This window comes from Acidobacteriota bacterium (assembly GCA_028875725.1).
GTDB lineage: Bacteria > Acidobacteriota > Thermoanaerobaculia > Multivoradales > Multivoraceae > Multivorans.
This window is the reverse complement of the sequence record JAPPCR010000015.1, coordinates 336,670-347,960: the sequence shown is the minus strand read 5'-3', so window position 1 is coordinate 347,960 and position 11,291 is coordinate 336,670. Positions and strand designations below refer to the sequence as shown.

The following is an 11,291-nucleotide window of genomic DNA, read 5'->3' as shown; positions in this document are numbered from 1 at the left end:
CCAGGCGATGAGGCGACCGAGAAACGGACCGACTGGCCTTCGGGCCGCCGTTTCGACCGTCGTCGTTGGCTTTTTCCTGCTCGTGCTTTCCGTGCCGGTTCCACCGGCCGCCGCCGAGGACTGGCCGCAGTGGCGCGGCCCGGGGCGTGACGGCGTCTCTACCGAGACCGGGCTTGCCGGCCGCTGGCCGGCCGGAGGACCGCCTTTGCTGTGGCGCATCGACGGCCTCGGTGAGGGGTACGGCACGGTCGCGGTTGTCGAGGGCTCGCTCTACGTCCAGGGGACCCGTGACGGTCGAAGCCTCGTGTTCGCCCTCGATGCGTCGGACGGCAGCGTCCGCTGGGAGCGCGAACTCGGCTCGCGGTTGCGGGACGGCCGGGGCAACGGTCCGCGGGGAACTCCGACCGTGGCCGGCGATTCGCTCTACGCGTTGACCGGCGTGGGCGACCTGGCGCGCATCCGGCTCTCGGACGGCAGGGTGGCGTGGCAACGGAACATCCTTCGTGACTTCGGCCAGCGCAACATCAGTTGGGGGATCAGCGAGTCGCCGCTGATCGAGCGCGACTGGGTGGTCGTGATGCCGGGCGGCGACGGCGGTGCGATCGCGGCCCTCGACCGGGAGACGGGCGCCACAATGTGGACCAGCACCGGCCTGACCGACCGGGCCGGCTACTCCTCCCTGATCGCCGTCGACCTGGAGGACGGCGGCGATCCGCTGCGGGCGATCGTCGGCTTCACGGCGCGGGCCGGCGTAGGCGTGCGGGCCTCGGACGGCGAACTGCTCTGGCACTACCGCGAACCGGCGAACCGCACGGCGAACGCGGCGACGCCGATCTACGCGGACGGCCTCGTCTTCTACACCTCGGACTACGGCACCGGCGGCGGCGCGCTCCGGGTGCGGGCGGCGGGCGACAACGTCAGCACCTCCGAGGCGTGGTTTCAGTCACGCCTCCGGAACCATCACGGCGGCGTCGTGCTCCACGAGGGACATCTCTACGGGTTCTTCGGCAGCGCGCTCGCGTGCGTCGACTTCGAAACCGGCGAAACCGTGTGGAGGGACCGCAGCGTCGGCAAAGGCTCGCTCGTACTCGCCGACGGCAAGCTCTTCCTGTTGGGGGAACGCCATCTGGCTGGTCTGGCCGAAGCGACCCCCGACGGCTACGTTGAACGGGGCCGTTTCAGCCTGGACAACCGCGGCCGCCCGAGCTGGGCCCATCCGGTGGTCAGCAACGGTGTGCTCTACGTTCGAAACTGGGACGAGCTGCTGGCCTACGACGCTTCGTCGCCTAGGAGCTCACGCCGCTAGTTCCGCTCCGTCGTGCCCATCAAGTACCTCGGTTCCAAGCGGCAGTTCGTGCCGCTGATTGCCGACATCGTCGAACGGCTTCGACCGGCCGGCACGGTGCTCGACCTGTTCTCGGGCACGTCGAGGGTGGGCGCCGCTTTGAAGCGGCGGCAGTACCGCGTTCTGGCGAACGACTACCTGGCCTGCGGCGAGACCATTGCCCGCTGCTATGTGGAGGCCGACGGGACGTCCGAGCAGCTCCGGCTGGCGCGATTGCTGATCGACGAGTTCAACCGGCTGTCGCCGTCGGCGGGCTACTTCACGGAGGTCTTCTGCGAGAAGAGCCGCTATTTGCAGCCGAAGAACGGCGCCCGGGTCGACGCGATCCGCGAAGAGATCGAGCGCAAGGACCTCGACCCGGAACTCCGGGCGATCGTCCTCGTTTCCCTGATGGAGGCGGCCGATCGTGTCGACAGCACGACGGGCGTGCAGATGGCCTTTCTGAAGCAGTGGGCCCCGCGTGCTTCCAACGACCTGGAGCTACGGCTGCCGGAGATCGCTCCGCGCGCTGAAGCTGGCAAAGGGAAGGCCCACCGCATGGACGCCGCCGACGCCGTGGATGTGCTCGAAGCGGACATCGCCTACCTCGATCCGCCATACAACCAGCACAGCTATCTGGGCAACTACCACCTCTGGGAGAGCCTGGTGATGTGGGACAAGCCGGAGCACTACGGCGTCGCCTGCAAGCGCGTCGACTGCCGCGAGCGCAAGAGCGACTTCAACAGCAAGAAGAAGTTTGGGGCAGCGTGGGAACGAGTCGTCGATCGGGTGCGTGCGCGACACCTCCTCGTCTCGTTCAGCGACGAGGGCTTCATCGGCCGCGAGGAAATGGAAGCGATCCTGGCCCGGCGCGGCGAGGTCCAGGTGATCGAGAACGACTACAAGCGCTACGTCGGCGCGCAGATCGGCATTTTCAACCCGAGCGGCGAGAAAGTCGGCCGCGTGAGCCATCTGCGGAACAGGGAGTACCTGTACGTCGTGTCGCCGCAGAAGCTGCCTGAGGCTGCGGCGCGAGCGACCATCGGATCAGTCGCGCAAGGGACCTGATCGCTCGCTGTCGGCGAAGGCGATCTGGAAGGCCGGCCGGCTTTCGAGTCGGCCCATGTAGGCGACGACGTTCGGGTAGCGCTCGTCCAGCACTCCCAGTCTTTGCGCCAGGGCCAGCGAGTAGCCCATCATGATGTCGGCGGCGGTCAGTTCGCTGCCCAACAGGTAGTCGCGGCCGTCGAGCGCCGCCTCGACGGCGTCGAGGCAGATCTCGGCTCTTGCCCGTCCGTCCTCGACGACGGCTGGGATGCGTTCCGGCTCCGGCTTCAGGATGCGGTGGTGGACCATGTCGCCTAGCGGGCGCGCCAGGCTCGCCTCGGCGAACCAGGACCACTGCAGCAGCAGGGCGCTTTCCGGCGTACCGGGTGGTGGCTCCAGGGCGCCTTCGTCGTAGCGCTCCAGGATGTAGTGGACCATCGCGCCGGACTCGATCATCGTGAAGCGGTTGCCCTCCGCGTCTGAATCCGTCATGGCCGGAACCTTGCCGATCGGGTTGAGCCGCCGCCATTCGGCTGACTTCCGGTACTCCGGGCTGAAGTCGACCGGGACGACTTCGTAGGGCAGGCCGAGCTCCTCGCACAGCCAGATGATGCGCGCCGAGCGGGTGCGCGGCACGTGGTAGATCGTGATCACTTGTGCCGGAGAGGTCGCAGACTGAGCGTGTCTACGCCAGGGCGCGGTCGAACAGGGCCAGCAGCCGGCTCCATGCCCGCTCCGCCTGGGCCTCGTGGTAGACCGGCGTGTCGGGCGGGCACCAGCCGTGCATCGCACCTTCGTAGACCTCGATCTCGGCCGGCAGGCCCGCCGCCTCGAAGGTCTCGCGCAGCACGTCCTTGGCCTCGGGCTGCCTCTGGTCGTCGTTCTCGGCGATTGCGAACAGGTAGTGCGCCGTCATCTTCTCCACGAGAAGGTGCGGGCTGTCCGGCCGGTCGGTGACGAGGCCGCCGCCGTGGAAGGAGGCGCCGGCGCCGACGCGGTCGGGTATGGCGGCGGCCGTCCGCATCGTCATCGGACCGCCCATGCAGTAACCCATCGTCCCCATCTTCCGGTCCTGGTCGACGGAATCCTGGCTGTCCAGGAAGCTCACGAACGCCCTCGCGTCCGTCACGTTGGTTTCCGGGCTCAGCGACTGCATCAGCGGCCGCAGCGTCTCGCGCAACTCGGCGAAGTTCGTCCCCTCCGCTATGGGGGCCTTCTTTGTCCGGTAGTACTGGTTGACCGCGAGGACCGAGTAGCCCGATTCGGCGAGGCGCGTGGCCATCTGCCGGATGGCGGGCCGCAGGCCGAAGGCGTCGGGCCAGATCAGGACGCCCGGATGGGCGCCACTCGCGGGATGGACGAAGTAGCTGTCGCAGACGCCGTCGGGGGTCGTGATCTCGATCTCGGACTCGCTGACGCTCTGGGCGTCGGCCGGCCGCGGCAGCAGCACCGCCAGCCCGGCCCCGGCCGAGACGGCACCGAACTCCCGGCGGGTCAAGCGCTTGCCCTGCAGGTACCTGGCGTTCTCGGCGTTGGTTGTGTCGTCACACATGGTGGTCTCCTTGCTGACTGGAACTTCGATGAACCGTTTCGGACTCTAGCTGGACGTGGCTCTCGTCGGGCTAGTCCTGGCAGCCGCGGAAACGCTCTACGCGCACGCGGTCCGGTAGCCCGAGGGCTTCGGTGCGGCCCACCTTCGACGTGTAGAAGGCGAACAGGGTGCGCCGCTTCAGGTCGCTGAAGAAGGCGGCGCCGGCGACGAGCTCTGAAGGGTGCGCCTCGTGTTCGTCGCTGATCTCGCGCAGCATGTCGATCTGGCGGGCCGCGCCGAGACCGACGAAGGACGAACCGTGGAGTTGCTGCGCGCGACGGTCGATCCAGTCGAGACCGCCTAGCGCCGCGAGTTGTTCATCGCCGTCGGCGAGCGAGAGTTCGAGGTCGATGAACTCGTGGACGGCCGCGTCCCGCGCCCCCGGAGTGTCCGTGCGCGGCAGGATGTGCTCGCAGAGGGTCGCGAGCAGTTCGCCCTGGGCCGGGTTGAGCAGCCGTGGCGTCCAGGTGGATCCCTCGGCCTGGTACGCGGCCACCGCGGGGATCGCGGCGCGGATCGGCTCGGCTTGCAGCGTGGCGTAGCCGAACGCGCCGGCGCCGGCCGCCAGGACGTTCCGCCTCGTCGTCCGCTTGCTCATGCCAGTTCTCCCCGCTTGTGCTGATCGAGCAGGTACTCGCTCGAACGTAGCGCTAGCGCCATCATGGTCAGGGTTGGGTTGACGCAGCCGATGCTGACGTAGCAGGACCCGTCCATCACGAACAGGTTCCTGATCGTGTGGGACTGCTGGTACTGGTTGAGGTACGAGGTCTTCGGATCGTCGCCCATGCGCGCGGTGCCGACCTCGTGGATCCCCGAACCCAGCGGCGCGGGCTCGGTGTTCTGGGTGATGTTTGTGCAGCCGAGCGCCTCCAGCATCGCCCGGCCTTCCTCGATGATGTCCTGGACCATGGCGTACTCGTTGCTGCCCAGGGTGGTGTTCATCTGCAGTACGGGCACGCCCCACTTGTCGGTCACCTCCGGATCGAGCGTGACCCGGTTCTCCGGCCGCGGCAGGATCTCGCCGAAGCCGCCGAGGCCGATCGTGGAGACGGTGCTCGACTGGACCGCGTTCTTGAAGTCCGCGCCGAAGCCGGGTATGCCGTTGCCGTGCTGCCAGGTCGTGATGTTCTCGCCGCCCTGGTAGCCGTAGCCGCGGATGAAGTTGGGGTTCTTCGTCGCCGGGTCCTTCAGGTTCTGGAAGCGGGGGATGTAGATCCCGTTCGGCCGGTTGGCGCGCTCCGGCTGAGCGCCGGCTCTCGCTTCCAGGACGCCGCGCACCCCGGTCGCGTAGATGTGGTCCATCACGTAGCGGCCGAGGCAGTCGCTCTCGTTGGCGAGGCCGCCCTCCGCCGAGTTCAGCAGGATACGAGTCGAGGCCAGGGTCGAGGCGCAGAGCACGACGATGTCGGCCTTGGCCTCCCGGGTCTGGTCCGTGTTCTTGTCGACGTAGGTGACGCCCGAGGCGAGGTCGCCGGCCTGCATGTCGACCTTGATGACGGCGGCGTCCGGCACCAGCGTGAACCGGCCGGTCGCTTCGCAGTCGACGAGCGTCGTCTGCGGCGAGTTGAAGTAGGAGTTCGTCTGGCAGCCATAGTGGCACCAGCCGCAGTAGTGGCACATGTCGCGGTTGTTGTGCCGGCGTGTGAGGACGGCGTTGCGGCCGATCGTCATCGGTCGGTTGAACTTCTCGGCCAGGGTCTCCTTCAGCATCACCTCGCCGCAGGTGAAGGCCATGGGCGGCAGGAACTCGCCGTCCGGCAGGATCTCCAGGCCCTCGTTGCGGCCGTTGACGCCGATGTAGCGCTCGATCCGGTCGTAGTACGGCGCGAGGTCGGCGTAGCTGATCGGCCAGTCCATGCCGTAGCCGTCGAGGCTCGCGGCCCTGAAGTCGTAGTCGCTCATCCGGTACGACTGCCGGGCCCACATGATCGAGCGGCCGCCGACGACGTTGCCCTGGATCCAGTTGAAGTGGGTGCCCGGGGCCTCGGTGTACGGGTTGTCGACGTCGTCGATGAAGAAGTCCGCGTTGACCTGGGTGCAGGCGTAGCAGTACGACTGACGGTGGCGGCGCTGCAGGAGTTCGTTGCGCGGGTCGGGCCGCCCGCGGAACTCCATTTCGTGCGGCAGGGTGTGTTGCCGGAAGTCCTTCTCGGGGTCGAAGGCGCGGCCCGCCTCGAGCATCAGCACCTCCATTCCGGCCTCGGCCAGAACCTTGGCGGCCCAGCCGCCGGTTGCGCCCGAGCCGACGACGACCGCGTCCCAGGTCTTCGTGTCGGAGGTCTGCTTCATGCGGGATGGTCCTCGGCAGGGTCTAGCGGACGACGGCCTCGCTCGACGCTTCGACGTTGTAGGGGAGGGCGTCCTCGCCCTCGAGCCCCAGGCGCTCGTTGATGGCCAGCAGGTGGTGGTCGACGCCGATCTCGGTGCCGGGGCGGAAACCCGGGACCGTGATGACCTGCGCCAGGACGCCGCCCAGCCCGCGGTGGATCACGCCGCGCGGCAGGTAGATCAGGTCGCCGGCACGGACCTCGTGGACATCGAAGAGCTGCTCGGCGAGTTCCGGGGTCATCGTCTCGGGCGACTCGATGTCCTCGACGTGGTAGCTCGTGAGCAGCTTGTCTTCGTCGTTGCTCATCTGCACCAGGTAGAACTCGTCGAAGCCCGTGTCCGCCGGGTGGTAGTGGGTGAACGAGTCGGTGATCCGCACCCGGTGCGCGTTCAGGCCGTGGAAGGTGTAGGCGCCGTTGTCCTTCAACCAGGTGAGCAGGATGCGGCGGTAGGCGCCGGTTTCCGTGGCGCAGCCGCCAAGGACGTCCGTGATGTCCGGGTCCCAGTCGGGGCGGATCGCCGCCGGCACGTTTTCGTCCGGTGCGTCGGGGACATCGAACACGAGCGCTGCAATCGCGGGTTCGACCGTCAGCCGTTCGCCGGGGCGGAGCACCGCGATGTCGCCTACATGGAGCTCGGTCCCGGTCGTGCCGGAGCCGGCGTGGATCTCGGCCGTCGCGGGCGCCTCCTCGACCGGCGTCTGCACGAAGACGATCCGGCTCGAGGCGGCCGCCTCGATCTCCGTGGCCGCGGCCAGAAACTCCATCGCGTAGCCGGGATTGCCCGCTTCGAAGTGCTCCTTGACGCGGGCGAAGGCGGCCTGGCCCTCCGCATCGTCGTCGAAGAGGTGGGCGCGGACGACCTCCGCCCGTGGCTGCGCGCTCACGGGTTCCGGATCCGAGCTGTCGGCTTCGGCTCCCGCTTCGCCGGTGGTGCAGGAAGTGAACGTCACCGAGGCCAGCAGCATCGCCGCCGGCAGTGGCAGGCATTTCCGTGGGTTCACGAGCGGGACGGTACCATGCCGGAATCTTCCCCGAAGGCGCAAGACGGCAGAGGAAACGGCCCATGTCACGCTCCAACCCACCCGGACTTTCCGTTCCGTTGCTTTGCCTGGCGGTTCTCTCCGCGCCGGCGTTCGCGGCGGAGGACGATCCGATGATCGAACTCACCAGACGAGGTGGCGATCGCGTCTTGATCACCGTCGACGGCGAGCCCTTCACCGAGTATCGCCCCGGCGGCGAGGCCGACGGCGGCGGCCACCTGCCGTACCTCTACCCGGTCCTCGGACCGGGAGGGCAGGCGCTTACGCGCAACTGGCCGATGTCCGAGCTGGAAGGGGAGGAACGGGACCATCCGCATCATCGCTCACTCTGGTTCGCTCACGGCGCGGTGGGCCTGGCGGACGGCGGCAAGCGGTACGACATCTGGAATGGCCGCGACGGCTCGGCCATCGTCCATCAGGAGATCGTGACGGTGGAGTCCGGCACGGCCGGGGTGCTGTGCACTGCGAACTCCTGGGTCGACCCGGGCGGCGACGAGATGCTCCGCGAGGAACGGACGATGACCTTCCGCGCCGGTGCGTTCGACACGGGTCAGGCCTGGCGGGCAATCGACTTCGACGTCCGGCTGAGGGCCGGCGACCGCGACATCGTCCTGGGCGACACGAAGGAAGGCACGATGGCCATCCGCGTCGCGGCGACCCTCCGCCACCAGGGCGAGCGCGCCGCTGGCTCGATGCGGAACAGCGAAGGCGTCGAAGGCGTGGACGTATGGGGCAAACGCGCCGCATGGGTCCACTACACCGGCCCCGTCGACGGCAAACGGGTCGGCATCGCGATTTTCGACCACCCGGAGAACTTCCGCCACCCGACCTGGTGGCACGCCCGCGCCTACGGCCTGTTCGCGGCGAATCCCTTCGGAGTCCACGACTTCGAGAAGGCGGAGAAGGGCACCGGCGACTGGACGATTGGGGCCGGAGGCGAGCTGAGGCTGCGGTACCGGCTGCTGTTCCACGATGGCGAGGTGTCGCCAGAGCGGCTTGACGGCGAGCTACGGCGTTACGCAACCGACTAGCTAGCGCTGGTGCGCACCGGCTCTGCGCGCCGGACGGCGGACCCGTCGTGCTAGCCTCCCCGCGGTCGCTCGGGCTTCCGGTCCAGCGTCATCAGAACGTACCGAGAACAACGCCTGGAGAGATTCCCAATGCGGCCAGCCCATTTCGTTCCGATCGCGATTCTCGCTGCCTCCCTGGCGGCCGGCAGTTCGGCGTTCGCCGGTGACGAGAGCGCCGTGGCGGCCGTGAAGGAGGTCTTCGAGACCGGTGTTGCCGCGCTCAACGAAGGCAACCTCGATGGTTTTCTGGACACCGTGCACGACGAGGCGCTGTCCTTCTACGCCTGCGGTCCCACGTCGGGCAAGCAGGGCCGGGAAGCCTGCGCGCTTGACTGGCGCCTCTTCTTCAATACCACGACGAAGGCGCGCTTCGAGACCCGGAACGAGGAATACCGGATCATCGGCGACACGGGAATCGCCTACGGCGAGTACTCGCTGTCGGTGAACTACGACGGGCAGGGACGGCAGACCGTGCACGAAGGCCGCTACACGATGACCTACACGCGAGTGGGCGACGAGTGGCGGATCGCCATGCAGCACAACACGCCGGTGGGCGACTCGCCGCAGCCGGTGCGCGAGCTGGCGCGCGGCGCCCGTTGAGTCTGGCCTAGTCGAAAGCCGGTCTGACCGCCTTCTTCGTCTCCGGCGCCCAGATCCGCACCTGGCTGAAGCGGCCGGTGTCGTCGAACGACCCGAAGCCGACGCGGCCCCAGCCGAGCGGATCGCGGTCGGTCGAGACGGTCGGCTGCTTCCCGCCGTCGAAGTAGACGCGCAGCGCGCCGTCCTGGCGTTCGACCCTGACCCGTTTCCAGCCGCGGCCCCAGTCGACGCCTTTGTCCGGGATCGCGCCCATCGGCGCCCGGTCGGCGTTGTCGACCAGAAAGATGTTGTGTGCCCGGTCGTCGGGTTCGGTGGCCAGGTGGGCGTAGTAGTAGCGGTTCGGGCCCTCGAAGCCGAAGAAGAGACTGAGATCCCGATGGCCGTACTCGCGGCCGGTCTGCCAGGCCTCGGCTTCGAGGACGAAGTCGCCGAGCAGGAGATCGTCGATCAGGGCGATGTTGAGCGGCGAACGGTGCTTCGGCTTGTACCTGCTGCCGCCCTTGAGCTCGAGGTAGCCGCGCCAGTCTCCTGCGCCGTACCCCCACGCCCGCTGGTCGCTGACCGTGAAGTCGTCGAGCGCCGAGGCGTCCGTGAAGTCCTGGGAGTAGACGAGTTCGTAGCCGTCCGGCACGCCTGACTGGGCGTGGAGGCTGCCGGCGACGGTGATGACGATGACGATGAGAGCGGCCGAACCGAACCAGACCGGCGCCTTGCGCCGGATGCCGGCGAGGGCGCGGGCGCACTCAATCGGTCGTACTGTGGGTGTCCGGCGCATCAGACGGTCCGCGGGACGACGAAGGGCTCCCGGTACTCGCGGGTCAGCAAGCGGCTCGCCTCCACGTCGCCTTCGATCGTCTCCGTGTCCGGGTCGATCGTGAGCCACGGGCCGACGATCGGCTGTTCGATCTCGGGATCGATGCCGTTCTTTACCAGGTGGTCGAGGAAGCGGTCGGCGGTGTCGCCGGCATGGCGGAGCTTCGAGGCGATCCTCGACACTTTGGCCGGTCCGCCCGCTTCGCCGCGCAGGTAGGAAATGTTGCCGAGGTGGCAGAGGGCGCTCGAGAGGTGGCCGTCCTCGATCGAGGCGGTCAGATCCCCGCTGCGGCGGCTGCGCACGGCGTCGACGAAGTTCGCGTAGTGATTGGCGCCGCCCTTCCAGGACTCCAGCTTCTTGCCCTTCGCGTCGAATGCCGTGGCTTCCGTGTAGCTGGGGATCTGCAGGTGACCGCCCTCGCAGTGCACGATGACGCCGATCTGCGCTCCGAGGTACTCGTCCATGCCACGCCGGCGCCATTCCTCCTTCTGAGCCTTGGCGTCGCGCGGCAGTCCGCGGACCTCGAACAACAGCGGGGCCCGCTCGTAGTCGTGGTACACGAACTGAGTGTTCGGCGTGTTGCCGTCGTCGACGTAGCCGAACCGGCCGCCGACGCTGATCGTTCGCGGCGGCAACGCGGGCTCGCCCAGCGCCCAGCGCGCGATGTCCATCTGGTGGATGCCCTGGTTGCCCAGGTCGCCGTTGCCGGTGTCGAAGACCCAGTGCCAGTCGTAGTGCAGGCGTTCGCGCATCAGCGCCTTCTTCGGCGCCGGGCCGCACCAGAGGTCGTAGTCGACCGCCGGGTCGATTCTCTGCGCGCCTTCCACGCGGCCGATGCTCTGGCGCGGCTTGTAGCAGAGACCGCGGGCGAGCTGGACTTCGCCGATGTGCCCTTCATTGACCCAGGCCAGTGCGTCCTGGATCGAGGGTGACGAGCGGATCTGGGTGCCGGTCTGGACGATGCGGTCGTACTTGGCGGCCGCGTGGACGATCTGACGGCCCTCCCAGACGTTGTGGGAAACGGGCTTCTCGAGGTACACGTCCTTGCCGGCCTGGCAGGCCCAGACCGCCTGCAGCGCATGCCAGTGGTTCGGTGTCGCGATGGACACGGCGTCGATGTCGTCGCGCTCGAGGAGTTCCCGGTAGTCGACGATCGCCAGCGGATCGGTGGCGCCGTCCTCGATCGCTTTGGCCTTCGCCGCTTCGAGCACGTTGCTGTCGACGTCGCATAGGGCGGCGACCTCGACGCCGGGCAGATCGATGAACTGATTGACGTGGTCTCTGCCGCGTCCGCGGAGGCCGACGACGGCGACGCGGAGCACCTCGTTCGGACTCGCGGCAGCCGTGCCGGCCGAGGCCCGGCATCCCAGAGTCGTCGTGGCGGCGGCGGCGGCGGCCGAGCCGAGGAATACGCGGCGGGTGATCGCGGACATGGTGTTCCTCCCAGAGTCGGAAGCGCCCGTAGGCGGCCTCTG

Annotated in this window: 11 protein-coding genes; 4 read left to right on the top strand and 7 right to left on the bottom strand. The window is 68.2% G+C overall.

All coding sequences use genetic code 11. The annotated features are described in order from the left end of the window. The first annotated feature begins 7 nt into the window (after positions 1–7). Together OXI49_13020 and OXI49_13015 are read left to right on the top strand one after the other, a co-directional pair. Complete coding sequence (locus OXI49_13020) at positions 8–1,306, top strand: PQQ-binding-like beta-propeller repeat protein (protein ID MDE2691431.1); 1,299 nt, start codon at positions 8–10, stop codon at positions 1,304–1,306. Between the two features lie 12 nt (positions 1,307–1,318). Next, entirely contained in the window at positions 1,319–2,392 is a 1,074-nt protein-coding gene (locus OXI49_13015; protein ID MDE2691430.1) for a DNA adenine methylase, read from the top strand. Here the strand turns inward: OXI49_13015 and OXI49_13010 are convergent. From OXI49_13010 to OXI49_12990, 5 genes are all read right to left on the bottom strand, one after another. Further along, positions 2,372–3,025 carry a glutathione S-transferase family protein gene (locus OXI49_13010; protein ID MDE2691429.1) on the bottom strand — a complete coding sequence of 218 codons (654 nt, stop codon included), beginning with the start codon at positions 3,023–3,025 and terminating at the stop codon, positions 2,372–2,374. The genes OXI49_13015 and OXI49_13010 overlap by 21 nt on opposite strands. A 31-nt stretch (positions 3,026–3,056) precedes the next feature. Continuing rightward, on the bottom strand, positions 3,057–3,923 hold the full coding sequence (locus OXI49_13005) for a dienelactone hydrolase family protein (protein MDE2691428.1): 867 nt from the start codon (positions 3,921–3,923) through the stop codon (positions 3,057–3,059). Positions 3,924–3,993: 70 nt separating this feature from the next. Next, complete coding sequence (locus OXI49_13000) at positions 3,994–4,560, bottom strand: gluconate 2-dehydrogenase subunit 3 family protein (GenBank protein MDE2691427.1); 567 nt, start codon at positions 4,558–4,560, stop codon at positions 3,994–3,996. Further along, entirely contained in the window at positions 4,557–6,251 is a 1,695-nt protein-coding gene (locus tag OXI49_12995) for a GMC family oxidoreductase (protein ID MDE2691426.1), read from the bottom strand. Before OXI49_12995 ends, OXI49_13000 begins: the two co-directional genes overlap by 4 nt. 22 nt (positions 6,252–6,273) lie before the next feature. Continuing rightward, positions 6,274–7,293, bottom strand: coding sequence for a hypothetical protein (locus OXI49_12990; GenBank protein ID MDE2691425.1), 1,020 nt, complete (start codon positions 7,291–7,293; stop codon positions 6,274–6,276). A gap of 62 nt (positions 7,294–7,355) precedes the next feature. Here OXI49_12990 and OXI49_12985 point away from each other — a divergent pair, with 62 nt between their 5' ends. Further along, positions 7,356–8,363, top strand: coding sequence for a PmoA family protein (locus tag OXI49_12985; protein ID MDE2691424.1), 1,008 nt, complete (start codon positions 7,356–7,358; stop codon positions 8,361–8,363). 129 nt (positions 8,364–8,492) lie between these two features. Then, complete coding sequence (locus OXI49_12980; GenBank protein ID MDE2691423.1) at positions 8,493–9,002, top strand: nuclear transport factor 2 family protein; 510 nt, start codon at positions 8,493–8,495, stop codon at positions 9,000–9,002. Positions 9,003–9,009: 7 nt separating this feature from the next. Here the strand turns inward: OXI49_12980 and OXI49_12975 are convergent, their stop codons facing one another. Then, positions 9,010–9,777, bottom strand: a complete 768-nt coding sequence (locus OXI49_12975; GenBank protein MDE2691422.1) for a hypothetical protein — start codon at positions 9,775–9,777, stop codon at positions 9,010–9,012. After that, a complete protein-coding gene (locus OXI49_12970) occupies positions 9,777–11,249 on the bottom strand; it encodes a Gfo/Idh/MocA family oxidoreductase (GenBank protein ID MDE2691421.1) in 1,473 nt (490 codons plus the stop codon). The genes OXI49_12975 and OXI49_12970 overlap by 1 nt, the downstream gene beginning before the upstream one ends. Positions 11,250–11,291 lie beyond the last annotated feature (42 nt).